Genomic DNA, 23,308 nt, shown 5'->3' with positions numbered 1-23,308 from the left:
CCTTGGGGCGACTGTAAACTCGCCTGAAATTCCGAAACTTAGCTGTCCTCTGGGGCCGCTAGGGATTGGGATAAAGCTCGCACTCTGCGCATAGCGCGGGTGTCGGGTAGTTTACACAACTCTACCGGCTCAAGCCCCATGCCCTCGCTTGGAGGGGAATCCTTGAGGGAACCTATAGAAGAAAATCTATTCTCTAGCATGATCTCTATAGTAACGTTCAATGATAGGCTGCCCATAGCGTGGAGGGCTTTGGGGCATGCTGAGCCAAGCGAAAGAACAACAGGCCGGCGGCAAGAGATTTCTGGGTTGGCACCGACGTCTGAGCCTAGACAACTGGCGCGGGGATCTGTTCGGCGGGTTGACGACGGCGATTGTTTCCTTGCCGATGGCTTTGGCCTTTGGGGTGGCTTCGGGGGCAGGGCCGGTGGCGGGCTTGTACGGAGCAGTGTGTGTGGGCTTTTTTGCGGCTCTGTTTGGGGGTACGCCCACGCTTATCTCCGAACCCACCGGGCCGATGACTGTGATGATGACGGCGGTGGTTGCTAATGTTACAGCTCGTTACCCGGAGCAGGGGCTGGGGCCGGCCTTCACCGTGGTGATGCTGGGGGGCTTGTTTCAGGTGTTGTTTGGATCCCTGAAACTGGGTAAATACATCACCCTCATGCCCTACAGCGTTATTTCCGGCTTTATGTCCGGGATCGGCTGGATCATGATTTTGCTGCAGATCCCGCCGCTTTTGGGCCACGCCAGCCAGGGGGGAGTGATTGGGGCGGTGCAGAACCTGCCGACCTACCTGCTCAACCTCAAGATGCCAGAGCTGGGGCTGGGGCTGCTGACGCTTGCCATCCTTTTTGGCTATCCCAAGCCCTGGCGACGGGTGGTGCCGCCGCAGTTGGTGGCTTTGGTGTTGGGAACGCTGGTGGCCAGCTTGTTCATGGCCGATTGGGATTTGCGGCGCATTGGCCCTATCCCCACCGGTTTGCCGCAGTTGCAGTGGCCGCAGTTGCCCTTTGCTTCCCTGGCCAACTTGGTGCTGGATGGGGTGGTGCTGGGGATGCTGGGCTGCATCGACACCCTCTTAACGGCAGTCATTGCTGATAACCTCACCCGCACCCGCCACGACTCCGACCAAGAGCTGATCGGGCAGGGGATCGCTAACTTGGTGTCCGGCTTCATGGGAGGGCTGCCGGGAGCAGGGGCAACCATGGGCACGGTGGTGAATATCCAGTCGGGGGGACGTACCCCTCTGGCGGGCGTCACCCGCGCCCTCATTCTGTTGATGGTGGTGCTGTTTGCCGCTCCCCTCACGCAAGGGATCCCGATGGCGGTGCTGGCAGGGATCGCCTTTAAGGTGGGGGTGGATATCCTCGACTGGAGCTTCCTCAAGCGGGCCCACCGCCTTTCCCTCAAAGGGGCAGCCATCATGTACGGAGTGATGTTCATGACGGTGTTTGTGGATCTCATCGCTGCCGTGGGGGTGGGGGTGTTTGTGGCCAACTTGCTCACCATTCAACGCCTCAGCGAGATCCACTCCGAAGAGGTGAAAGCGATTACCGATGCCGATGATGCGGTGGATCTCACTCCCCGTGAGAGGGAATTGCTGCGCCAGGGATGCGGGCAGGTGTTGCTGTTTTACCTGAGCGGGCCGATGATCTTCGGGGTTTCCCAAGCCATTTCCCGCCAACATCAGGCGGTGGCCTCCTGCCAAGCGCTGGTGGTGGATCTATCAGATGTGCCGATGCTGGGCGTTTCGGCGACGCTATCCCTGGAAAATGCCATTCGCGAGGCCCTGGATCGGGGCAAACAGGTGTGGATTGTCGGAGCTAGAGGTCGGATCCGGCAGCGCCTAGAAAGCCTGCATTTGCCGCTGCCCCCAGAGCGGTTTGTGGACAGCCGTGAGGTGGCTTTGGCCGAGGCTGTTGCCCAGTTGGGCTTGCCGCTCGAGGCCAGTCCCCTGGTTTGAGTAACCCCAATTGGCCTGAGCCACAAAGCTGCGGGATCCGTTTGCCAGATCCAGGTTAAGTCTAAGTCTATGCAATGGAAGGGTCGGGTCGCCTACTTGGCAACCATGCATCGCAAAGAGCAGGTCATCGGCCCTCTCTTGGCCGAACATTTGGGGATCCAAGTTCAAGTAGTAGCTTTCGACACCGACCAACTGGGCACCTTCTCGCGGGAGCGGCCCCGACCGGGGGATCCCCTACAGACTCTGCGCCTGAAGATTGAAAGGGCTCGACAAGCTCATCCCGTCTCCTTGGTTTTGGCCAGCGAGGGATCCTTTGGCCCCCACCCCCAGATCCCTTGGATCCCTTGGAATCAGGAGTGGGTCATGCTCAGGGTTTTTGAACCCGGCGCGGAGCCCTTGGAGCTGGTCGGCTATGCAGAGAGCACCCAAACCAATTTCAGCCATCGCTGGGTGCAGAGCTGGGCAGAAGCGCTGGACTTTGCCCAAAGGGCGGGTTTTCCCCAGCATGCCCTGATCGCCCTCGACCGGCCAGAAAAGCCCCAGGTTATCCACAAAGGAATCCAAGACGAAGCAACCCTGAAGCAGGTGGTGGGGGAGCTGCTGGCTCGGCAGGGTGGCCTGCATCTGGAAACCGACATGCGGGCCCTGTACAACCCAACCCGGCTCCAAGTCATCGCAGCCGCCACCCAAAACCTAATCGCCAAAGCCCAAAGCCTGTGCCCGGCCTGCGGCACTCCTGGCTACTGGCAGATCCGCTCGGTCTCTGGACTGCCCTGCGGCCAATGTGGCGCCCCCACCCCCGTGGCCAAGGCTTGGGTATATGGCTGTGCTCGCTGTTCCCACACCCACACCGAGCCTGTGGCAGAGCCTTGGGCGGATCCCGCTCAGTGTGCCTTTTGTAATCCCTAGCTTTGTCCCAAGCTTGACGTCAAGCCCAGGCTTTCATCCCCCCAGAGGGGCTGATGTAAGAAAATAGGGATCCAACCCAGTGGATCCCTATTTAGCAACTTGGATGTCAGCGCAGGGATTTTAAGAACTAGAAAGTAAACACAGCTCGCAAGACACCCACGCCGATGGTTGGATCGGTATCCCCAGACTTGCTAGGCCCACCATTGGGATTGCTCACAAAGTAGGCTGCCGGGGTAAGGGTGAGGTACTCGTTCACCGGGAAGCTGTAGTAAACATCCACGATGAAAGGACGGCTGTCAAAAACTCCCTCCTCGGTGCTGACAATTGGTTGGCCAAACACCACACCGCCCTGAGCACCCTCAATGAACAGATCTGGGAAGGCGAAGCCAAACAGGAATCCGTTAAAATCTTCATCACCCGGATCGATGGTGCCAGCCGGTACCACATTGGGCAAGTTGTAATCCACATTGCCAGCAGTAAACCAGCCAGATACGATGACGCGGGGGGTAATCTCCCAGTTGGCAGCCACAGAAAAGGCGTTCACCTGTGCAGAGGTGGACACATTGGTTACTCTCAGAGGGCCACGGAAAAGAGCTGTACCGTTGGCCAAGAACTCAGGGCCATCGTTTGCCGTCTGCAGATAGGTACTGGCAAACTGCAGGTAAATCTCTAGATTTTCATTCGGCAGGAAGCCCAGCTCCACCGCGTGGGCACTGTCGCTACCGGTTATACCGCTGTCGCCGAAGCCCTTGCCCAAGGCTTGAGCGTTCCTGGTGCTGTAGCTGTAGGCCAAGCGTAGTTGATCCGAGAGTCGGTAGCGGAAGCCAAACAGAGCTCCACCTGGCACGTCCGCCGTGGAGTTGGGAGCATCAGCAAAGTCGGAGAGAGCTTCGAAGGGTGTGCTGTAGTTGAATACATCGAACACACCTGAGCCAACGATACCCGTGTAGATGGTAGCTGCTCGGTTGAAAGCTGGGAATTGGTAGATCAGCTTGGCCAGGGTGAAAGTGCCACCGCCACCACCGCCAAACTCAAGGCCGGGATCCCCATCAAAGAACTCAGTCACAGCGTTGCGAGCTTGGAGACGAATGCGCAGGCGATCGCGACCCACAAAAGAAGCATCGAAGTTCAAGCGTACCCGATAGGGAAGAGTCATGTTGGCTTGGTTTTGCTCTGCTACTACCTTCCCATCAACAACTCTGTCTTCCGTGAGAGCGCTGCCTACAACAGCGGCGATGACTTGGGCATTCAACTTGGTAACCGGGTTGAAGACCTTCCCTTTCAAATCAGTAACATCGGCTTCCAGGGCATCCACCCGCCCGCGCAGGGCTGCCAGCTCAGCAGCAAATTCCTCTTGCAAGCGCTGCAGAGTGGCCAAGTCTTCCTTGGAGACTTTGTCGGCCAAACCGGCTGCAATCAACTCATTGATGCGATCCAAGCAGGCGTTCATACCGGCGGCAAACTCAAAGCGAGTCATAGCCCGGTTGCCGCGGAAGGTGCGGTCAGGGTAGCCGGCAATACAACCGTAGCGCTCCACCAAGGATTGCAGGGCTTGGAAGGCCCAGTCGGTGGGCTGCACATCCGAAAGCTCAGAGATGGAGGTGACCGGCCCGGTAGCTTGGGCATAAGCCACTCCAGGGGTCAGGACCGCTGCTGCACCCAGAGTGCCGGCCAGCAGCGTTTTCCAGTAGTTCGCGTGTTTCGCGGGCATGTTTCTCTCCTTGTTCTTTTCCTCACACCTTTTTGGCTGTAGGGATGTCCTCATAGAAGCGACAAACTGCCTACCTCAACAACGAGCCTGGCAATCGCGGACTCTGGGAAGACATGATACAGCCGAAGTCCACATCGTCTACCACTTTACACACTTTCTGGGCAAGACTCAATGCGAGACCCAACTGCGGTAGATGATCGAGGCTCGATATCCACTACTCTACCTCAGGGATCCGGCTCTGGCTAGCGGGTGTATCTCAAACTGAGACAGAGCTCTCAAGCTGCAAGCTCCGGTGGGGATGGGCGGTACCGGACTCGAACCAGTGACATCCTGCTTGTAAGGCAGGCGCTCTACCGCTGAGCTAACCGCCCCCGAGGGATCCCAGTCCACCGAGTTTAGCATTCCCAAGGGACTATTTCCCCATGCCCAGGCTTTGCGCCTTCTGGTACACCTTCCCCTCTGTGAGCAGGGAAGGGGCAATGCAGATCTCCACCTGCTGCATTTCTCGAAGATTGGCAGCCCCCAAGGTGGCCATGCTGGTGCGCAGGGCGCCCAAGAGGTTGTGGGTACCGTCGTCCAGGCGGGCGGGGCCGCGCAAGATTTCTTCCAAGGTGCCGGTGGATCCCACGCGGATGCGGGTGCCGCGGGGCAAGATGGGGCTGGGGGTGGCCATGCCCCAGTGAAAGCCGCGACCGGGGGCTTCATGGGCGCGGGCCAAGGGGGATCCGATCATCACTGCGTCCGCTCCACAGGCGATGGCCTTGCAAATATCGCCGCCGGTCACCAATCCGCCATCGGCAATGATGGGAACGTAGGCGCCGGTTTCCGCCAAAAACTGCTCCCGTGCAGCGGCACAGTCGGCGATGGCCGTAGCCTGCGGCACTCCCACCCCCAACACGCCGCGGGAAGTACAGGCAGCGCCAGGGCCGATCCCCACCAAGACACCGGCAGCTCCGGCCTGCATCAGCTCCAGAGCGACATCGTAGGTAACGCAGTTGCCCACCACAACAGGAATGGGCATCGACCGGCAAAATTGGGCCAGATCCAGCAGTTCCATGCCTTCGGGAACCTTGTGGTGGACGGAAACTACCGTGGCCTGAACGAAGAACAGATCCCCCCCGGCTTCCGCCACCAGGGGGCCGTATTGGGCGGCGTGGGCGGGCACGCAGCTAGCGGCGGCAATGGCGCCGGAGGCTTTAATCTGGCGGATGCGTTCTTGGATTAGCTCTGGCTTCACCGGCTCGCCGTAGAGGCGCTGCATTAGGGGCACAAACTCGTCTTTGCCCACCGACGCAATCTGATCCAACACCTCATCGGGATCGGCGTAGCGGGTTTGGATGCCATCCAGGTTCAACACCCCGAAAGCTCCCAGCTCCGAGAGCAAAATGGCCATTCGCACATCCACCACGCCATCCATGGCGCTGGCGATGATGGGGATTTGCCGTTGGATCCCTCCCAGAGTGAAGTGGGTGTCCACCAGACTGGGATCCAGCGTTCGTCTGCCTGGGGCCAGCGCGATTTCATCCAGCCCGTAAGCGCGTCTTGCCTGCCGATTGCGGCCCAGTTGCACGTCCATTTTTCCCCTGTTCTGCGGATCCCTTGTTTTTATCATGCCGCCAAGGAGGGATCCAAGGCTAGCGAGAGTTTTGTTCTTCTGGTTGGGATTTCCACCTGCGATCCCGGAGCGGGTCTCAATCAGCCTCAGAGGTTCGAGGGGGCAAGGGCGTGAAAATGTGCCCTTCTTGCAGGTTGCCGAAACTGCGGCAGCGCTCGGATCCCCAGCGGAACCCGTAGAGGGCGATGTAAGCACACATCAAGGCATCCACTTGATCTTCGTAGTTTTTGAGTCGACGGCCCTTGAGGGATCCCACCTCCACTTGGAGCAACGCTTCGTGGCCCCGGAGAGCTGGGTCAGCGGCAGCCAGAGAGCGCAGATGATGCTGGTAAAGTTGCCAAGCTTGTTGCCGTTCCGGCCAGGTGCGTCGAGGGCGGGCCTTGTATTTTAGAGTGCGGCTGAGGCCAAAGAGGCTGACCAAGGCGCTGTGGGGGAAGACCTCGGTCACTTGGCGGGTAAGTTTTCCTCGCTCGATGCTGGCCTGCTCCCGAAAGCCATAACTGGCTAGGGCTTGCACCAGGGCTTCTCCTCTCACTTGGCCGTCCTTTGCCAGTAACCGGCGGTTGGCCGGGTGGGCCCCGGCTGCATAGGCGCGAAACACCCGGTTCAGTTCGGCCTCGGCCCGTCGCTGTCCGCTGAGGTTGGGGACGCGCAGGGGGGCATCCACCGCCACCAAGCAGGGATCTTCGCCCGCCTGAGCTTGAATATAGTCCAGGATCTCCTCATCCGTTTGGAGAATGCGGCTATCGACCAGATGGCCTGTCAAGTTCTGCCTGCCGGGATCCCCGAGCTGGACTCGCAGCGTGGCCAGACCGGAAGGGTTGCGGGGCGACCAAGCCAGATCCAGGCCAATGCAAATCAACTGAGCCACACCGCCTTCCCCTTCTCTTCAAGTTGGACAGAATCAGAGTCGTTATCAAAAAACCAGTTTGAGGCAGTTCCCGATTGCATGGCTCCGGCGCCCTCACCCCCAGACCCTCTCCCTCTGAGAAAAGGGGTTAGGGATCAGCATCACAAACAGTTTCGCTGCTGTCTCACGGTCGTTGGGAATGATCCCGCCGGATTGCCTGCGTCTTGATGAAAATCCACAAGAAAAGGGATCCCACCAGGGGATCCCGAAAGATTCATCCAAGATGCCTGGCCAGGAAGCGAAGTGCCCATGGGCTCTTCGGTGAGCCTCAGGGATCCACCTCGCTGTGGCGGTCAACGGATTAGTAGTCGTAGTCACTCATGCCGCTGCCGCTGCTTGCCGGCGTGTTGGTCTTGGGCTCGGGCTTGTCCACCACGATTGCTTCGGTGGTCAGCACCATCCCCGCAATGGAAGCGGCGTTTTGCAGGGCGGAACGGGTAACCTTGGCCGGGTCTACAATGCCCGCTTCGAACATATCCACGAAGGCGTCGTTCTGGGCATCGTAGCCGGTGTTGAAGGGCTTGTCTTTCACCCGCTCCAGCACAATGGAGCCGTTTTGGCCGGCGTTCTCAGCAATGCGGCGCAGCGGAGCGCCCAGAGCGCGGGCGACCAGGTTGGCCCCCACCAGTTCATCGCCGGACAGGTTGGCTTGCGCCCACTCGGTTACCACCGGGATCAGGTGTGCCAAGGTGGTACCGCCGCCGGGAACGATCCCTTCTTCTACCGCCGCTTTGGTGGCGTTGATGGCATCTTCCAGGCGCAACTTGCGGTCTTTCATCTCGGTTTCAGTGGCCGCGCCCACTTTGATCACTGCCACACCGCCGGAGAGCTTGGCCAGGCGCTCTTGCAGTTTTTCTTTGTCGTAGGTGGAGTCGGTTTCCTCAATTTGACGGCGAATTTGCTCGCAACGGGCTTTCACGGCCGCTTCGTTGCCTTCCGCCACGATGGTGGTGTTGTCCTTGGTCACCGTGACGCGACGGGCAGTGCCGAAGGAATCGAGGCGAGCGTTCTCCAGCTTCAGGCCGCGCTCTTCGCTGATTACCTCACCACCGGTCAGGATGGCAATGTCTTCCAACATAGCCTTGCGGCGATCCCCGAAGCCAGGGGCTTTTACCGCTACCACGCTCAGCACACCCCGCAGCTTGTTCACCACCAGGGTAGCCAGCGCTTCTTTCTCGATGTCTTCGGCGATGATCAGCAGAGGACGACCGGCGCGGGCCACCTGCTCCAGAACCGGTACCAGGTCTTGCACCAGGGTGATCTTCTTATCGGTGATGAGGATGTAGGGGTTTTCCAGAACCGCTTCCATCCGCTCGGTATCGGTGACGAAGTAAGGGGAGATGTAGCCCTTGTCGAAGCGCATCCCTTCCGTCACTTCCAGCTCGGTGGTCATGGACTTGCCTTCTTCCAGGGAGATCACCCCTTCGCGGCCCACCTTGTCCATGGCCTCGGCAATCATACGGCCCACTTCTTCATCGTTACCGGCGGAAATGGCCGCCACCTGGGCAATGGCTTTGGAATCTTCGACCGGGCGGGCATGTTCGGCGATTTTGTCTACCAAAAACTTCACCGCCTTGTCGATCCCCCGCTTTAGGGCAATCGGGTTGGCGCCGGCAGCCACGTTTTTCAGACCTTCTTTCACCATGGCGTGAGCCAAGACCGTGGCCGTGGTGGTGCCATCCCCAGCCGTGTCATTGGTCTTGGAAGCCGCCTGCCGGATCAAGGAAACGCCTGTGTTCTCAATGTGGTCTTCCAGCTCGATTTCTTTGGCAATGGTTACCCCGTCGTTGATGATTTGGGGGGCGCCAAACTTCTTCTCCAGCACGACGTTGCGCCCTTTGGGACCCAGGGTAACGGCTACGGCTTCTGCCAAAATATCCATGCCGTGCTCTAGAGCGCGGCGGGCTTCTTCACTGAAGATGATTGATTTGGCCATAGTCAACCTCTCCGATGCAAATGCAGGTAAGGGTGAAACAGAGTCTCAAGGATTCAATCGTTCGTTGAACTGCTGCTGAATCACTGACCATTACTGAACAATGGCGAGAATGTCCCGCTCGGCCAACAGCACATATTCATCGCTGCCCAGCTTGACTTCGGTTCCGGCATACTTGGAGTAGAGCACTTTGTCGCCGGCTTTCAGTTCCATCGGGATCAGCTTGCCCTCGTCGTTGCGCTTGCCAGGGCCAACAGCAACCACTTCCCCCACCTGGGGCTTTTCCTTGGCAGTGTCCGGCAAGAAGATCCCACCTGCGGTTTTCTCGTCCTGCTGAGCGATTTTGACCAGCACGCGGTCGCCCAGCGGCTTCAGGGTAGAGACGTTAAGAGCCACTGCAGCCATGACGAATGTCCTCCGTGATCCTAACGAATTTCCATTAATTCCGCTTCCCGAGGGGAAGCGACTTAGCACTCTCGACTTACGAGTGCTAGTTTATCAGCCAACTTTCTGGCCTGACAATAGCCTTTGTCAGCGGGATCCCGCTTTTGGCAGGTGCGGTCGGGGTGCGGATCCCCCTACTTTTGGTGCCGGTGTGGGATCATGGCCTGAGTTGGGCTGGGTTGAGAACGTGCGGATCCCGTTTTTTCAGGTGGATGCATTTACGGCGGTGCCTTTCGGCGGCAATCCGGCAGCGGTGTGTCTGCTGCCCCAGGAGTTGCCAGAGGCGCTGATGCAAGCCATTGCCGCAGAGAACAATGTATCGGAGACGGCTTTTTTACTGCCTCAGGGATCCCAGGGCGAGGTTCCCCACTATGGGCTGCGCTGGTTTACGCCGACGACGGAGGTGGATCTCTGTGGCCACGCCACCTTGGCTGGTGCCCATGTGCTGTTCACCGAGGTGCATCCTGAGGCGGAGAGGGTAGCCTTTTCCACCCGCAGTGGCCTGTTGCAGGTGCGGCGGCAAGGGGATCGCCTGGCCATGGATTTTCCTGCTCAAACTCCGGAACCTTGGCCAGAAGCCAAGGAGCAGGTGGCAGCGGCTTTGGGGATCCCACCTGTGGAGCTGTACCGCGGGGGTATGGGGGTGGCGGTGCTGGCTTCGGCGGGACAGGTGCAGCAGGTGCAACCGGATCTGGCCCAGGTTCAAGCACTCCCCGTTCCGGGGTTGATCGTCACAGCCTCTGGGGCGGCTCTGGGGAATGGGCCGGATTTTGTCTGCCGCGTTTTTGCCCCTCGGCTGGGGATCCCGGAAGATCCAGTGACGGGATCCGCCCAGTGTCTTTTGATGCCCTATTGGGCCAAACGCCTGGGTCGCTCTGAGTTACAGGCCCACCAGCTATCCAGCCGCGGCGGGGAGCTCTGGTGTCGCGATCTCGGCTCTCGCGTGGAGATTGCCGGGCAGGCTGTGCAGGTGATCAGAGGAGAGCTGAGGCTACCTTAGAACCCTACCGAACAAAAAACACCTCGGATACCTCCGAGGTGCAGGCCAGGAAAGAGCTTGAGCTAGCCAAGGATTTCGGCGGCTTGAATGAGCTCCACCTGCTTTTTCTTGAGCACCAATAAGAGCTGGGCAATCGTAACGGCTGCCAGGAAAGCCACCAGCCATTTCACCCGCTCCGGGCTTTGCAGCACCAGATCCCGCTCCACCTGGCCAAAGCCGCCCACATTGGGATTGTTGGTGACGGGATCCCCTTCTTTGACGCTGTCGCCAACGGCAACCACCAGCTCCGGCCCAGGTGGCACCACCAGGTTGTGGATCCCACTTTCGCTCTCGAAGCTGAGAACCCGCGTGCCTGGCAGCTCATATTCCGGGGGCACCAGGCTGGCCAATTCAGCCGGTAGATCGCTGATATCGGAGTCGAGGGTGGCAATGTTGACCAGACGCCCCGTGGCTGGGGCGCGGAAGACGTTGTTGTTGCTGAGGCTGCCGTCGGGGTTGAGCTGACCGCGACCCCGGTTGGCCCCAATGTAAACGCGATACTTCATGAAGGCCACCGAGGGATCCTCTTTCGGGTCAGGGGCCACCACTGGAAAGACGATTTCTTGATGCTGCTCGCCCGGCAAAGGCCCGACCAGGAGGATGTTGGGCTTCGCGTCGCTGTAGGGGGTGATGTAGGTCTCGGCAGTTTCTTGCCGTTGTTCCTCGGTCATCTCGGCTTCGGTGGCTAAACGGAAGCCCTCCGGCAAGACCACCACCGCACCCACGTTCAACCCACCCTTGCTGCCGTCTGACAGCACCTGCTGTTTGCTCAGGTCATAGGGGATCCCAACTTTGATGGTGAACACCTGGCCGGGGGTGACGGCCTGGGGCACCTCGGCGCGAGTGGGCATGGCGTTCAGGTGGCAGTTGGCACAGACAATTTTTCCAGTCGCCTCGCGGGGGTTGTCGTAGGCCATCTGGGCATAGTAGGGGTAGGCTGCCGCCGGACGTGCCCCCATCCCCAGCAGCAGCAGCAGCGCGCAGAAGACCAAGCCAATTCGCTTCATAACTCTCAGCTCAGAATGGATTTCAATCACAGCTTTAGGACACAGTCTTGAAATAGCCATCTCGACGACTTGCCCCAAATCGTTCGGCAAAAGCCGGCACAGCCAGCGGGATCCCTTGCCCTTTAGGTTTCCCGGAAATCGGGGCCTTGCCAAGGGCTGAAGCGGACGTTGTCGCCATCCACAGTGGCGCTCACCAGCTCCAGCGAGCGGGGAGCCGGTCCCCGGATCACCTTGCCATTGGCCGCATACTGGGATCCGTGGCAAGGGCACTTAAACAAGTTTTCCCCCACATTCCAGGGCACCACGCAACCGAGGTGGGTACAAACCGCGTTGAGGCCATAGTTGGCCACCGCCCCGTTGTCGATCACGATGTAGGTGGGATCCCCCTTCAAACCTTGGGCCAGCACCCGATCCGTAGCGGCATGGGTGGCCAACAGTTCACTGACGCTGATGGGCTTGCCGAGGGCGTCCTGAGCTATGAGGCCCTCACCCCCTCCACCGGCAGAGGGCGGAATAAAGTACTTCACCACCGGGTAGAGGGCGCCCACCACCACGACTCCCACAGAGCCGCTGAGCAGGGCATTGAGAAGAACCCGCCGGCTCATGGGGGGCGCTTCAAAGTTGCTAACCGCTTCCGTCATAATGGCAAATGCAGACCTGAGAAGTTTTAACGTTCGTTGACAAGCGACATCATCCTAACCGACCCCTCTGGCCAATATCGTTAAGAAATGCAACGCTGTAAGAGGCCGTGGCCTTCCTTCCCAAGGTGAGCGGCCCACCCAGCGCGATTGGAGCCAGATCCAAGCCAGCCTCAGACAAGTCTGATGAAGGGATCCGACTTTCAAGCTTTGTTGCGCGAGAAGTGGGGCTGTTCCTACGACGTACAGTTGCGCCGTATCCAGCAGAAGGTGGTGCTGCTGGTGATGTGGCGCTACCTGGAGCAGCCCTCCTTTCCCTTGAGCGAGGCGGAGTATCTGGCCCACTTGGAGAGAGTGCTGGCCCATTTGCAGGCTTGGGGGGTGTGGGAATCGGTGCGCCGGGAGATCGAGTCCACCCGTCAGAGACCTCGTATGGGCAAGGCGGTGGCCATTCCTCTGGATTTGCAGAAGGTGGGGGAGCGGGTCTCGGAGTGGTTGCTGTGAGTTCTCCGGGGGAGAAAAAAGTCCAAGCAAACCCAAGCGCCGGATTCTCCGGCTGGGCAAGAAACTCGAATGGGTCTCAGCTCAAACGGCAGACCGGGAGTTTGCCCAACGGCCATGACCTCTCTAGAGGGGACGCGGCTTGCGCACTTGTTCGGTTTCCGGGTACTCCTGCTGCGCTTCGGATTCCAAAAGTTGGCGGAATGCCGGCTCGTCCAGACGGTAGTCCCGCTGCTCGATCAAATCCCGGTCGGTTGAGTAAATGGTGTCCGACTCTTGCACAACTTCTTGACGGCGGAAGCGGCGGGCAAAGTTGAGTTTGCGCAGCAGCGCCTCTGTGGGATGCTGCAGATGCTCTCGCCAAAGCTGCCGGACACGATTGCGACGCTCCACTCCCTGGTTACGGATTTGCAAGGCTAGCCAGCGAACGGCGGGCACCGCCAAAAACAGCGTGCCGTAGAGGAAGAGGAAGCCGATCAACGGGTAGATGAAGGCCAAAAAAGCATTGCTGCCGGCTGCCGCTGCCACCTCCTCCCGTGCCCCATAGAGAATGGCGGCCAGAAAGAAATTGAGAACTCCCAAGCCTCCTGCCAGGGTCAGTTGACCAGGCGTGGCCCGGCTGAACACCCAAGGTTTCTCCTGCAACACCTCAGGGATCCTCTTGGGCTCACGCTCTGAGGCGGCCACCTGCAGTTCCGGAAAGCGGTAGACAATGTCCCCATCCTCGCTGACCTCCGGCTGGCCGTCGAACTTGAGCAAAATGGGCAGCATGTAATCTTCGTATTCCAAGGCCGGGGATCCCGGCTCCACATCCAGGTAGGGCAACACCTGTTCCGCTGCGATCACCCCCCCATTGGCACGAATCAGTTGGCCAATGAGGGCATAGCGCTCCTCCTCCAGGTTGGCATTGGGATCCCCGTCCCCAAAGAGGAAGCTGTACACCGCTTCCAGGAAGTTCAGCTCGGATTTTTGCGGCTGGCGGGGGCGCGTCCGACCGGAGTAGCTGCCATAGTAGGGATAGGGATCCCAGAAGGGGTTGCCGATCCAAAGATTGGGGAAGTAGTAAAACCCTATCCCCCGCGACCGGCTGCGATTGTCCTGCTCGCGGCTACTGGCCATCTGCAAGGCAATCAACGCCAGGACGATCAAGACAATTGACACCACCAGCAGAATGCCAAAGGAGATGCGCAACCCATAGAGGAAGCCCCCCCACAACCGGCGACGCAGGGCTGCTAGCCGATCCTGCTGCTCCTTGCGCTTGAGAATGCTGCGAAAATCCGGTGGAAAAACGTAGGTAATCTCCCCCTGCCGGGAAACCTGGAGATGCCCCTCCGCCTTTTGGGCCAAATTCAGTAGCTCTTGTTTGGCCTCGTGTAAAGCTAAGCCCGTGCTGGATGCAATATCTCCCAGCGTGACCCGCAGGCCCAACTGCTCCACTGCATCCATCACCAATGTTTGTGTAGCCACTCTTAACCTCCGCTTTCTGCCCCAATTGCCGAGGAGCCTGTCGGGATCCCTAGGACGCAGATCCGCTCCCCTGAGCTAGACCTAGCGTCTCCTCTATTCCCAGTATCTCCCCTTAACCTCGCAGCGACGAGAATCGTTGTAGATCTCACTTCCAGAACGGTTGTACCCGCCTCTAGGGCAGCCAAGCCATCACGGCCAGCAGGGTCGAGAGGATCCCGATCAACACCCAGATGAGGGGCTTAGTGTCCAACGGGGGATCCGCTGCCCGGCGGCTGAGGGGATCCCCAGATCTTGGGGAAGGGCCTTTGCGTTGGGAGCGCCCATAGGCCAAGCGGTACTCTGGGGGATCAGCTTCCTCCAGCCGGCTGAGATCGGGAATTTCGCTCAACCACTCCGCCGGACGCCGCAGACGAGGGGCTTGCCAGATACCCAAGACATAGCGAGCCTGCTGGGCAACTTCTGGATCTGGGTTGCGCAGCAAGGTTTGGGCCAACAGGATGGCCTCCTGCGTTTCGCCAAGGGCTTCTTGGGCCAGGGCCTGCCAGAGCCGTAGCTTACCCGACTGCGGATAGCGGCTTTGGGCCTGCTTAACCTCCTCTAGCGCCTGCCGGTATTGTCCTCGCTCGAACCTCAACTGGATCAGAGCCAAGTGCTGAGACAATCTCAGGTCTTTGGGAAGCGTCATGCTCAGGATCCGCAGGCTAGGTCAGCTTCTGTTCTACCCCAAACCCCACCAGCAACAGCTCCTGCAAAGGCTGACCCTGAGGGGGACGTTGGTAGGTAAGGATCTGCCGCAGGCGCAGGCGCGGATTCAGTAGAGTGATGGTATCTACGGCAACCACACGAGTGTAGGTGGTGGTCATCACCAGTTGCAGGGATCCGGGATCAAACCGGAAAGCCGCCACCATCGGGCGATCTTCCTCGTAGGCCCGATCCCGCAGGTAGTCTCCCTGCAGCCCCAGGGGGGTTTCCTGCCGAGGGACAAACAGCATGTTCAGCTCTTGCCCGGCCTCCTCACCCTTTTCGGAAACGGTCTCAAAAGCCAAGTGAAAGCCCAAAAAACCATCCACGTTGTGGTTGGGGTAGTTGTTGTCGGTGAGCACCTTGTGCTTGAGCTCAGGGGTGAGGGTGCGAATGGTGAACTCGGTGCGGGAGCGCTCCACCTCGCCACGGTCTAGGTAATGGTAGGTGCGCTCTGTGCGCCAAGCCCCAATGCAGCAGTTGAAAAAGTGGTGAAATTTCTGGATGGCGTTCATGCGGGCGGTAGCGGACAGAGTCAGAAACCGGCGCTGGAGCCGAGAAGTGGCCCAGAAAACCCTGCCTCTGATCCTAAAACGAATTGAAAACAAACAGGAATCCAAATCCTGAATGCCAACGATTGAGATCTGGGTCTGGAGCGGGATCTCCTCCCTCACCCGCTTTTGGCCACCGGGATCCCTTGGGTCTGCCCCAACAACTCCAAGGCTCGCTGCAGCTGGATGTCCTCCGGCCCGGCCAAGGTTTCTGCCGTCAGGGGAATGGATCCCTCCGCCACCACCACATCGGGCTGGATCCCCTGGCGATGGATGTCGTGGCCGCTGGGGGTAAGGTACTTGGCCGTGGTCACCGCCAGCCCCGAGCCATCCGCCAGCTCCAGCAGGGATTGAATCAGACCCTTGCCAAAGGTGCGCGTTCCTACCAGTTGGGCTCGCCCACTATCCTGAAGTGCCCCGGCCAACACTTCACTGGCACTGGCGCTGCCCTGATTTACCAAGACCACCAGCGGTGCCTCTGTGAGCACCTCGCCGGTGGCGGGAATGCTGTCTTGAATGCCGTGGCGATCCGTCACCAGCACAATGTCACCCTTGGGGATCCAGAAGCGGGCGATCTCAATGGCCGCCTGCAAGAGTCCCCCCGGATTGTTGCGCAAATCGAGAATGTAGCCCCGCACCCCTTGAGCTTCTGCGGTTCGAATGGCTTGGCGGACTTGAGCGGCAGCATTGCCGTTGAACTGGCTGAGGCGAATGTAGGCCACCGATCCCTGAGGCAGCTCAAAAAAACGGGTGCGCACGGGGTTGATGGTGATCGATTGGCGTACCAGCTCCACCTCCCAAATGCGATCCTGCCGCTTCAGCTTCAAGGTAACCGGCGTGCCACTGCGCCCCCGCATCCGCTCGGCCACTTCGTCCAGACTCAACCCCGCCACCGGCACCCGATCCACCGCCAAAATCTCATCCTGAGGTTGGATCCCGGCCTGCTCGGCAGGAGTGCCCTCCATGGGGGCAATCACCCGCACAGCGCCTTGCTCGTCGATAGCAATCTGCAAGCCGACACCACTCAGCTCGCCGGCTGTAGAGGTCTGCAGGCTGAGGTAGTGCTCTCTGTCCAGAAAGCGGGTAAAGGGATCCCCCAGAGTGGCCAACATCTCCTCGATGGCCTGATAGGTCTGCTTGCGCTCCTTTAAGGGCCGGGAGAGAAACCGTTGCCGCACCTGCCACCAGTTTTGCCCGTTAAACCCCGGATCCACATAGGCCCGATCCACATAGGCCCAAGCCTGCGCCAGCAGTTGCTGCTCTTCTCCCCAGCGGCTGGCCTGCACCGGACAGGGGCCTATGCCCAAACTCGCCCAGAGCAAACACCCAAGCAAGACAATGCGGATCCCCCACCCTCTCCAAAGGATCCCTGTGTATCTCGGCTTCTGCACAACCATCGATCCCAAAAAACATTAAGAAACATGAACAAAACGCAATATCGAAAACTTGCCTGGCCTCCTGGGATCGAGATCTTCGTCCCCAAGCTGAGCCCGACGCCAGGATGGTGTTAAAAGATTGTGTTACATTGCTGAGTGGAGTGGGCTTGCCCCGCCCTCGAGATCCAATTTCAAGAATTGCAGGCATTATGAGCAAAGTTTACGACTGGTTGGACGAGCGGCTGGAGATTACGCCTTTCGTCGACGACGCAACAGGGAAATTCATTCCGCCTCACGTTAACATCTTCTACTGCCTCGGCGGGGTGACGCTGGTGTGCTTCTTAATTCAGTTTGCCACCGGCTTCGCCATGACGTTTTACTATCGTCCGACGGTGGCCGAGGCTTTTGAGTCGGTGAACTACATCATGACCCAGGTGAACTTCGGCTGGCTGCTGCGCTCCATCCACCGTTGGAGTGCCTCCATGATGGTGCTGATGATGATCCTACACACCTTCCGGGTTTACCTGACGGGGGGATTCAAGAAGCCCCGCGAGCTGACCTGGGTAACCGGTGTAATCTTGGCGGTGCTGACCGTCTCCTTTGGCGTTACCGGCTACTCCCTGCCCTGGGATCAGGTGGGCTACTGGGCAGTCAAGATCGTCTCAGGTGTGCCCAGTGCCATTCCGGTGGTGGGCGACTTGTTGGTGCAACTGATCCGGGGTGGCGAAGCGGTTGGTCAAGCTACCCTGACTCGCTTCTACAGCTTGCACACTTTCGTGCTACCCTGGCTGACCGCAGTCTTTATGACCATGCACTTTTTGATGATCCGCCGCCAAGGCATTTCTGGGCCTTTGTGAGCAAGGTTTGACTCCCAGACGCCTTTGACTTTCCTGGTAACTGGGATCTTTACCTGCCACTTTTTCAGAACTTTTGTCCCTAGATAAGGAGAACTCCCATGGCCGTCTCAAAACAGGTGATAGCGACCGAGGCCATTACCCGCAAGGTTGATCTAGACAACCCCAAAGTTGTAGCCAAGCTGAAGAAAAACATGGGCCACATGACCTATGGTGAGCCCGCTTGGCCCAACGATTTGCTCTTTATGTTTCCGGTGGTGATCCTGGGCACTATTGGAGTGATCGTTGGCCTGTCAGTCATGGATCCGGCAGGTGTAGGGGAGCCGGCGGATCCCTTTGCTACGCCTCTGGAAATTCTGCCGGAATGGTATCTCTACCCCGCCTTCCACATCCTGCGGATTGCTCCCAACAAGCTGTTGGGAATTGCTCTGATGTCTGCCATTCCTGTGGGTCTCTTGTTTGTGCCCTTCATCGAAAACGTCAACAAGTTCCAAAACCCCTTGCGCCGCCCAGTGGCGACAACGGTGTTCCTGATCGGCACCTTGGTCACCCTCTACCTGGGCATAGGTGCCACCTTGCCCTTGGATAAGTGGGTCACCTTGGGCTTGTTCTAAAAGAACATCTGGGACTCCCGCTTGATGGGTTGATCGTCATCATCACCATCAGAATCACCATCAGAGTGCAGCAGGTCGGTGGCCAGGCTGCACTTTGTTATTTGGAGAGCTTTTTAGAGGAGTTGTCTGCAAACCTGTGTGCCAAGGGATGGGCAAGTCCGCCGAAATGGTAGTATCTCTACGCCCTCATCTTCAGCTTGACCGCTCATGAGCACTTCTTCTTCAACTGCTCGAACCTATCGGATCACAGCCCTTGCCGGAGATGGCATCGGCCCCGAAATCATGCGGGTGGGACGGGCCGTTTTGGATGCAGTTGCCCGGCAGATGGGATTTGCTCTCCAGTGGCAAGAGGGCCTAATCGGCGGGGCTGCCTACGACCAGACCGGGGATCCCTTGCCGGCAGAAACCCTGAAAATGGCTCAAGAGAGCGATGCCGTTTATCTGGCTGCTGTCGGCGACTTCAAGTATGACGCTCTGCCTCCTGAGAAACGCCCGGAGCGGGCCTTGTTGGGCTTGAGGGCGGGGCTGGGGCTGTTTGCCAACTTGCGCCCGGTAAAAGTCTTCCCTCAACTGGTGGGGGCTTCCTCCCTGAAGCCAGAGGTGATCTCGGGGATCGACCTGGTGGTAGTGCGGGAGCTGACGGGGGGCATTTACTTCAGCCAACCTAAGGGAATCTTCACGGATGCCCAAGGATCTCGGCGCGGCGTGAACACCATGGTCTACAGCGAAGCTGAGGTGGATCGGATTGCCCGAGTTGCCTTTGAGCTGGCCCGCAAACGCCGGCGCAAGCTCTGCTCGGTGGACAAAGCCAACGTTCTCGAGGTGTCGCAACTGTGGCGGGAGCGGGTCAATGTCATTGCGGCTGAGTACCCGGAGGTGGAACTTTCCCACCTGTACATCGACAATGCCGCCATGCAGTTGGTGCGCTGGCCCAAGCAGTTCGACGTCATCCTCACGGGCAATCTCTTCGGCGATATCCTCTCCGATGAAGCGGCCATGCTGACCGGCTCTATTGGTATGCTGCCCTCTGCCTCTCTGGGATCCTCTGGCCCCGGCCTATACGAGCCGGTACATGGGTCGGCTCCCGACATTGCCGGACAAGACAAAGCCAACCCCATTGCCCAGGTGCTCTCCGGCGCCCTGATGCTCCGCTACTCCCTGGATCAGCCGCAAGCTGCCGACCGCATCGAACAGGCGGTAGAAGCCGTTTTGGCGCAAGGGTACCGCACCCCAGACCTCTACTCTGAGGGAATGACTTTAGTGGGTTGCCAGGAAATGGGAGAAAAGTTGGTGGCAGCCCTGTCCCAGCAGCAGGCGCAATAGCCTTTTTCGGGGCCACAGGCTACAGCCAAGGCAGACGTGCGGCGATTTCCAAGCAATTTCCAATTGTGGGGATCCTTGGAGCTACGCCCAACCGGCTTCAGGGAGAAGGTCGACCTCCTCGGTGGTTTTAATGGCCTCTTCCGGTCGAGGTGTGGCTTCTTGGCAGCGCTCCATGGCTTGAAGAAGCAGGGCTTCCCCTTCCTGCACCGTCTCAATGCGACAGAGGAGAGCACGGAATTGAGAGGCTCCGGCAAAGTCTTTGATGTACCAAGTCATGTGCTTGCGGGCCTGACGGATGCCACGTTCTCCCTTGTACTCCCAGAGACCGCGCAGATGCTCTAAGGCCATTTGAATCCGCTCCAGGGGAGTGGGGGCCGGTCTTTCTTGACCGGTTTTCAGGAAGTGATCGATTTCCCCCACCAGAAAGGGATAGCCCATGGTGCCGCGGGAGCACATCACCCCATCGGCTCCGGTTTCCTCCAAACACTTCACCGCTGCGGCTGTCGAGAAAATATCCCCATTGGCGATGACGGGAATGCGCAGGTGCTGTTTGACGCGGCGGATCCAGTCCCAGCGGGCTTTGCCGTTGAAGCCTTGGGCGCGTGTTCGGGCATGCAGGGTGAGCAGTTGCGCCCCTGCCTCCTGCAGACGGTGGGCAAAATCCAAAATGTTGATCTCCTGATCTGACCAGCCCAGGCGCGTTTTCACGGTTACGGGCACCTCCACTGCGTTGGCCACCGCCTCCACAATTCGCGCTGCCGTGTCGGGATCGCGAAGCAGAGAAGAGCCGCCGCCGTTTTTGGTAATCTTGTTCACCGGGCAGCCCATGTTGATGTCCACCAAGGTCGCCCCTTCGTCCACAGCCATGCGGGCTGCTTCCGCCAGAAAGTCGGGCCGACAATCGAACAATTGGATGCCGATGGGCTGCTCTCCCTCGCCGACCTCCATGATGCGGGGCAACTGGCGGGCATAGTGCAAGCCGGTCGCGCTGACCATTTCCGTGTAAACCAAGCTGTGGGGGGCAAAACGGCGCACCAGCCCTCGAAAGACTTGGTCGGTTACCCCTGACAGCGGCGCCTGAAAAACGCGGCTCAAAACTTTTACCCCGCCGATATTGAGGGGCTGGGACAAGCGGGCTTGGAGTTCCGGCGAAAGCTGCAGGCCCATCGGGATCCGGAGAAAGCTATCCCTCTTTGTTGACAAAGTAAAGAAGACCCATGATGCGCGCTCGTTTGATCGCGGCAGTGAGCTCCCGCTGCTGTTTGGCGGTCAGGCCGGTGATGCGGCGGGGCAAGATCTTGCCTCGCTCGGTAACAAATTTCTTGAGCAGCTCCACATCGGTGTACCTAATGGGCTCTCCCGGCTTAATGGGAGACAGGCGGCGGCGAGCGTAAACCATAGGTCAGGAGAACGGCGAAACGGCTTGAACTACTTAATCTCTTTGTGGACGGTGTGGCGGTTGCAGTGGGGGCAGAATTTCTTCAGCTCTAAGCGGGCTGTTGTGTTGCGGCGGTTTTTGGTGGTGGTGTAGCGGTTCACGCCTGGAGAGCGCTTGTTGACGTTGGTGCGGCACTCCGTACACTCCAGAGTAATGATGATGCGGGCACCCTTTGCTTTGGCCATGACGGATCCCAAGACGAAGGTAAACGGCAATGAGGAAACTGCAATCCCAGATCCTGAGGCTGGAGATATGGGTTTGCCTCAATAAGCGCGATCACCAATTATCCAACTTTTCCTTGACGGAATCAACCCAAGTTTTCACTTGCTTGCCCGTTTGTTGCCGTAGGCTACGGGCGTTGCGATCCACATCTTTGCTCAGGCGCTGCAACTGCTTGGACAGATCCCGCACGGTGTCATTGCGCTGGGCTTGGCGCAGCAGGTCGCGAGCAGCCGATTTGACGTCGTCAGCAGCGTCCCCCTCTAGGATGTCCTGCAAAAACTGCAGGACTTTTTCATCCAGGTGGTAGCCCCGCTCCGCTTCCACCACTAGGGTACGTCCGGCGCGGTCGTGAATGGTTTGGCGTTTTTCCTTGTCGAAGACGGCAAACAGCCCATCCGCAGCCAGAGGCACCAGCAGGGCCTCTGTAAGCACAAAGAGGGAGAGCACTCCCTCTCGAGCCAGAGAGCGAACCAGGTGCGGCGAGGCTTCGGTCTCGGGATCCAGGGTTTTGATGTTCAGCAGCCATTTGCCGAGGCTTTGGCCCTCAGGGCGGGACTGGAAATAGCCGCGGTTCACCAGCCAGGTGGCGAAGAAGGCGAGATAGCCGGTCATGTCCACGGCGCCTGCATTGGCCCCTACCAGAGCAGCCAAGCCTTGGGCTAGGTAGGAGATCCCCAGCCCCAGCCCAAAGTCGAGGGCAAAGGCCCCAATTCGTTTGCTCCAGGGAGCCAATTTTGGCAGGGGTTCTCCCTCAGCAGCCGTTTGCGGGGCTGGCCGCTCGGCTTGAACCGGGGGCAGAGAAGTGGCAGGGGGCAAAGCGCTGAAGGTTCGCCACTCGCCAGCACTTTGATCCAGTTGTTCGGTTTTGGGCCGCTCTGGAAATTGGGGGCGTTCGGGGTAAGGTCTGGGATCCGTCATTGCCGGTTGAGACAGTCAGTTCTACCATTCTAGCGAGGCAAGCCCACACCCACCGGCAGAGGGGACGGGCTGCGACGGGGGATCTCGTAGGTCAGCCGATCGCGGGCCAGCAGGGTATTGGGAAAAATGGCCTGAGCTTCGGCCAGCAGGTCTTCCAAGGTAATGGGGGCCTCTGGGGTGTAGCGGGGGCTGAAGTGGGTGAGGATCAAAGCTTGGGCCTTGGCTTCGGCGGCCACTTGGGCGGCCATGGCGGCGGTGGAATGCTTAGAGCGGCGGGCCAGCTCCAAGTCAGCCTGAGCGTAGGTAGCCTCGTGGATGACCAGATCCGCAGCCCGGGAGAGATCAACAGCATTGCGGCAGAAAATCGTGTCGGTGCAGTAGGAGAATTTGCGGCCCGGAATGGGATCCCCGACATAATCCCGTCCGTGAAAGCAGCGGCCCTGCCAGATGATGGATTGGCCGGCCTTGAGCTGCCCATACAGAGGGCCAAAGGGGATCCCATCGGCTTGGGCTTTGGCTGCATTGAAGCTGCCTGGCCGATCCTGTTCCACCACGCGGTAGCCGAAGGCGGGCACCCGGTGATCCAAGGGCGCGCAGAAGACGGAGTATTCCGGCTCTTGCAGGATGAGACCGGTTTCGACGGTGTGAACGCGGAAGCCGTAGGGGATGCGCGTCTCGCTGTAGCGCAACACGGCCTTCAGGTACTCTTCCAGGCCCGGCGGGCCGTAGATATCGATGTGCTCAGGGGTGCTGCCCAAGCCACAGGAGGCCAACAGCCCCGGCAGGCCGTAGATGTGATCCCCGTGCATGTGGGTGATGAAAATGCGGCGCAACTGGCTGGGGCGCAGCTCGTCTAGGCGCAGCAACTGGTGCTGGGTGCCCTCGCCACAATCGAACAGCCACCATTCCGACCGCTGGGGAAACTGCACCGCCACCCCAGAGACATTGCGCTGGCGGGTGGGCATGCCGGAGCTGGTGCCCAAAAAGGTGATCCGAATGGCATTGGGATCTGTCACAGGGGCAAGACCTCAGGGATTGGGATCCCTAGCTTACCAATTGCTGATACATTTACGCTGAACACTGCTGAACATCACTGTTCAACTATGCAGCGATAGCATTCTGTTTGTTTCCAAA

Annotated in this window: 23 protein-coding genes and 1 tRNA gene; 7 read left to right on the top strand and 17 right to left on the bottom strand. The window is 59.2% G+C overall.

Annotated features, from left to right (window positions below; all coding sequences use genetic code 11):
• Window positions 1–256 precede the first annotated feature (256 nt).
• Together NW870_RS10315 and NW870_RS10310 are read left to right on the top strand one after the other, a co-directional pair.
• Entirely contained in the window at window positions 257–1,963 is a 1,707-nt protein-coding gene (locus NW870_RS10315) for a SulP family inorganic anion transporter (protein ID WP_414375178.1), read from the top strand.
• A 69-nt stretch (window positions 1,964–2,032) separates the two neighbouring features.
• Window positions 2,033–2,872 (top strand): DUF6671 family protein, encoded by an 840-nt coding sequence (locus NW870_RS10310; RefSeq protein WP_414375176.1) that lies wholly within the window; start codon window positions 2,033–2,035, stop codon window positions 2,870–2,872.
• A 127-nt stretch (window positions 2,873–2,999) separates the two neighbouring features.
• On the opposite strand, the gene NW870_RS10305 is transcribed toward NW870_RS10310, so the two are convergent.
• From NW870_RS10305 to groES, 6 genes are all read right to left on the bottom strand, one after another.
• A complete protein-coding gene (locus tag NW870_RS10305; protein WP_414375174.1) occupies window positions 3,000–4,583 on the bottom strand; it encodes an iron uptake porin in 1,584 nt (527 codons plus the stop codon).
• A 299-nt stretch (window positions 4,584–4,882) separates the two neighbouring features.
• Window positions 4,883–4,954, bottom strand: a tRNA-Val gene (locus NW870_RS10300).
• Between the two features lie 41 nt (window positions 4,955–4,995).
• Window positions 4,996–6,159 (bottom strand): GuaB3 family IMP dehydrogenase-related protein, encoded by a 1,164-nt coding sequence (locus NW870_RS10295; protein ID WP_414356085.1) that lies wholly within the window; start codon window positions 6,157–6,159, stop codon window positions 4,996–4,998.
• Window positions 6,160–6,274: 115 nt separating this feature from the next.
• On the bottom strand, window positions 6,275–7,069 hold the full coding sequence (locus NW870_RS10290; RefSeq protein WP_414375172.1) for a DUF429 domain-containing protein: 795 nt from the start codon (window positions 7,067–7,069) through the stop codon (window positions 6,275–6,277).
• 340 nt (window positions 7,070–7,409) lie between these two features.
• Window positions 7,410–9,044 carry a chaperonin GroEL gene (gene groL / locus NW870_RS10285; protein ID WP_011433224.1) on the bottom strand — a complete coding sequence of 545 codons (1,635 nt, stop codon included), beginning with the start codon at window positions 9,042–9,044 and terminating at the stop codon, window positions 7,410–7,412.
• Window positions 9,045–9,134: 90 nt separating this feature from the next.
• Complete coding sequence (gene groES / locus NW870_RS10280; protein WP_011433225.1) at window positions 9,135–9,446, bottom strand: co-chaperone GroES; 312 nt, start codon at window positions 9,444–9,446, stop codon at window positions 9,135–9,137.
• A 208-nt stretch (window positions 9,447–9,654) separates the two neighbouring features.
• Between groES and NW870_RS10275 the strand changes: the two genes are divergently transcribed.
• Window positions 9,655–10,485 (top strand): PhzF family phenazine biosynthesis protein, encoded by an 831-nt coding sequence (locus NW870_RS10275; protein ID WP_414356088.1) that lies wholly within the window; start codon window positions 9,655–9,657, stop codon window positions 10,483–10,485.
• Between the two features lie 62 nt (window positions 10,486–10,547).
• On the opposite strand, the gene NW870_RS10270 is transcribed toward NW870_RS10275, so the two are convergent.
• Together NW870_RS10270 and NW870_RS10265 are read right to left on the bottom strand one after the other, a co-directional pair.
• Window positions 10,548–11,531, bottom strand: coding sequence for an apocytochrome f (locus NW870_RS10270; RefSeq protein ID WP_414375170.1), 984 nt, complete (start codon window positions 11,529–11,531; stop codon window positions 10,548–10,550).
• A gap of 122 nt (window positions 11,532–11,653) precedes the next feature.
• On the bottom strand, window positions 11,654–12,172 hold the full coding sequence (locus NW870_RS10265; RefSeq protein ID WP_011433228.1) for a cytochrome b6-f complex iron-sulfur subunit: 519 nt from the start codon (window positions 12,170–12,172) through the stop codon (window positions 11,654–11,656).
• Window positions 12,173–12,355: 183 nt separating this feature from the next.
• Here NW870_RS10265 and NW870_RS10260 point away from each other — a divergent pair, with 183 nt between their 5' ends.
• On the top strand, window positions 12,356–12,673 hold the full coding sequence (locus NW870_RS10260; RefSeq protein ID WP_414375168.1) for a DUF3067 family protein: 318 nt from the start codon (window positions 12,356–12,358) through the stop codon (window positions 12,671–12,673).
• A 123-nt stretch (window positions 12,674–12,796) separates the two neighbouring features.
• Here NW870_RS10260 and NW870_RS10255 read toward each other — a convergent pair whose 3' ends face one another.
• The 4 genes from NW870_RS10255 to NW870_RS10240 form a co-directional block, all read right to left on the bottom strand.
• Window positions 12,797–14,137: a hypothetical protein gene (locus tag NW870_RS10255; RefSeq protein WP_414375166.1), complete on the bottom strand. Its 1,341-nt coding sequence runs from the start codon at window positions 14,135–14,137 to the stop codon at window positions 12,797–12,799.
• Between the two features lie 172 nt (window positions 14,138–14,309).
• Window positions 14,310–14,822, bottom strand: a complete 513-nt coding sequence (locus NW870_RS10250; RefSeq protein WP_011433231.1) for a tetratricopeptide repeat protein — start codon at window positions 14,820–14,822, stop codon at window positions 14,310–14,312.
• Between the two features lie 16 nt (window positions 14,823–14,838).
• Window positions 14,839–15,393 carry a phycobiliprotein lyase gene (locus NW870_RS10245; RefSeq protein WP_414375164.1) on the bottom strand — a complete coding sequence of 185 codons (555 nt, stop codon included), beginning with the start codon at window positions 15,391–15,393 and terminating at the stop codon, window positions 14,839–14,841.
• 155 nt (window positions 15,394–15,548) lie between these two features.
• Window positions 15,549–16,826 (bottom strand): S41 family peptidase, encoded by a 1,278-nt coding sequence (locus NW870_RS10240; RefSeq protein ID WP_414375162.1) that lies wholly within the window; start codon window positions 16,824–16,826, stop codon window positions 15,549–15,551.
• Window positions 16,827–17,014: 188 nt separating this feature from the next.
• Here NW870_RS10240 and petB point away from each other — a divergent pair, with 188 nt between their 5' ends.
• The 3 genes from petB to leuB all read left to right on the top strand — a co-directional run bounded on the left by petB (window position 17,015) and on the right by leuB (window position 19,596).
• Window positions 17,015–17,662, top strand: a complete 648-nt coding sequence (gene petB, locus NW870_RS10235; protein WP_041436518.1) for a cytochrome b6 — start codon at window positions 17,015–17,017, stop codon at window positions 17,660–17,662.
• 98 nt (window positions 17,663–17,760) lie between these two features.
• Window positions 17,761–18,273: a cytochrome b6-f complex subunit IV gene (petD, locus tag NW870_RS10230; protein ID WP_011433236.1), complete on the top strand. Its 513-nt coding sequence runs from the start codon at window positions 17,761–17,763 to the stop codon at window positions 18,271–18,273.
• 207 nt (window positions 18,274–18,480) lie between these two features.
• Window positions 18,481–19,596 (top strand): 3-isopropylmalate dehydrogenase, encoded by a 1,116-nt coding sequence (gene leuB, locus NW870_RS10225; RefSeq protein ID WP_414375160.1) that lies wholly within the window; start codon window positions 18,481–18,483, stop codon window positions 19,594–19,596.
• Window positions 19,597–19,677: 81 nt separating this feature from the next.
• Here leuB and dusB read toward each other — a convergent pair whose 3' ends face one another.
• From dusB to rnz, 5 genes are all read right to left on the bottom strand, one after another.
• Window positions 19,678–20,763: a tRNA dihydrouridine synthase DusB gene (dusB, locus tag NW870_RS10220; protein WP_414375158.1), complete on the bottom strand. Its 1,086-nt coding sequence runs from the start codon at window positions 20,761–20,763 to the stop codon at window positions 19,678–19,680.
• Between the two features lie 16 nt (window positions 20,764–20,779).
• On the bottom strand, window positions 20,780–20,995 hold the full coding sequence (gene rpsR / locus NW870_RS10215; protein ID WP_011433239.1) for a 30S ribosomal protein S18: 216 nt from the start codon (window positions 20,993–20,995) through the stop codon (window positions 20,780–20,782).
• Between the two features lie 29 nt (window positions 20,996–21,024).
• A complete protein-coding gene (gene rpmG / locus NW870_RS10210; RefSeq protein ID WP_011433240.1) occupies window positions 21,025–21,219 on the bottom strand; it encodes a 50S ribosomal protein L33 in 195 nt (64 codons plus the stop codon).
• A 91-nt stretch (window positions 21,220–21,310) separates the two neighbouring features.
• A complete protein-coding gene (locus tag NW870_RS10205) occupies window positions 21,311–22,174 on the bottom strand; it encodes an RDD family protein (protein WP_414375156.1) in 864 nt (287 codons plus the stop codon).
• A gap of 29 nt (window positions 22,175–22,203) precedes the next feature.
• Window positions 22,204–23,172, bottom strand: a complete 969-nt coding sequence (gene rnz, locus NW870_RS10200; protein WP_414350436.1) for a ribonuclease Z — start codon at window positions 23,170–23,172, stop codon at window positions 22,204–22,206.
• Window positions 23,173–23,308 lie beyond the last annotated feature (136 nt).

Source organism: Synechococcus sp. R50.1, assembly GCF_047462115.1.
Lineage (GTDB): Bacteria > Cyanobacteriota > Cyanobacteriia > Thermostichales > Thermostichaceae > Thermostichus.
The sequence above is the reverse complement of the archived record's forward strand: the minus strand, read 5'-3'. Positions and strand labels throughout refer to the sequence as shown.

Bases quoted from the DNA above. Each gene is read 5' to 3' on its own strand.
- NW870_RS10240 (WP_414375162.1), bottom strand. From the start codon at position 16,826: ATGGTTGTGCAGAAGCCGAGATACACAGGGATCCTTTGGAGAGGGTGG.
- NW870_RS10205 (WP_414375156.1), bottom strand. From the start codon at position 22,174: ATGACGGATCCCAGACCTTACCCCGAACGCCCCCAATTTCCAGAGCGG.
- petB (WP_041436518.1), top strand. From the start codon at position 17,015: ATGAGCAAAGTTTACGACTGGTTGGACGAGCGGCTGGAGATTACGCCT.
- leuB (WP_414375160.1), top strand. From the start codon at position 18,481: ATGAGCACTTCTTCTTCAACTGCTCGAACCTATCGGATCACAGCCCTT.
- NW870_RS10270 (WP_414375170.1), bottom strand. From the start codon at position 11,531: ATGAAGCGAATTGGCTTGGTCTTCTGCGCGCTGCTGCTGCTGCTGGGG.
- dusB (WP_414375158.1), bottom strand. From the start codon at position 20,763: ATGGGCCTGCAGCTTTCGCCGGAACTCCAAGCCCGCTTGTCCCAGCCC.
- rpsR (WP_011433239.1), bottom strand. From the start codon at position 20,995: ATGGTTTACGCTCGCCGCCGCCTGTCTCCCATTAAGCCGGGAGAGCCC.
- petD (WP_011433236.1), top strand. From the start codon at position 17,761: ATGGCCGTCTCAAAACAGGTGATAGCGACCGAGGCCATTACCCGCAAG.
- NW870_RS10305 (WP_414375174.1), bottom strand. From the start codon at position 4,583: ATGCCCGCGAAACACGCGAACTACTGGAAAACGCTGCTGGCCGGCACT.
- rpmG (WP_011433240.1), bottom strand. From the start codon at position 21,219: ATGGCCAAAGCAAAGGGTGCCCGCATCATCATTACTCTGGAGTGTACG.
- NW870_RS10315 (WP_414375178.1), top strand. From the start codon at position 257: ATGCTGAGCCAAGCGAAAGAACAACAGGCCGGCGGCAAGAGATTTCTG.
- groL (WP_011433224.1), bottom strand. From the start codon at position 9,044: ATGGCCAAATCAATCATCTTCAGTGAAGAAGCCCGCCGCGCTCTAGAG.
- NW870_RS10250 (WP_011433231.1), bottom strand. From the start codon at position 14,822: ATGACGCTTCCCAAAGACCTGAGATTGTCTCAGCACTTGGCTCTGATC.
- groES (WP_011433225.1), bottom strand. From the start codon at position 9,446: ATGGCTGCAGTGGCTCTTAACGTCTCTACCCTGAAGCCGCTGGGCGAC.
- NW870_RS10310 (WP_414375176.1), top strand. From the start codon at position 2,033: ATGCAATGGAAGGGTCGGGTCGCCTACTTGGCAACCATGCATCGCAAA.
- NW870_RS10245 (WP_414375164.1), bottom strand. From the start codon at position 15,393: ATGAACGCCATCCAGAAATTTCACCACTTTTTCAACTGCTGCATTGGG.
- NW870_RS10265 (WP_011433228.1), bottom strand. From the start codon at position 12,172: ATGACGGAAGCGGTTAGCAACTTTGAAGCGCCCCCCATGAGCCGGCGG.
- NW870_RS10295 (WP_414356085.1), bottom strand. From the start codon at position 6,159: ATGGACGTGCAACTGGGCCGCAATCGGCAGGCAAGACGCGCTTACGGG.
- NW870_RS10260 (WP_414375168.1), top strand. From the start codon at position 12,356: ATGAAGGGATCCGACTTTCAAGCTTTGTTGCGCGAGAAGTGGGGCTGT.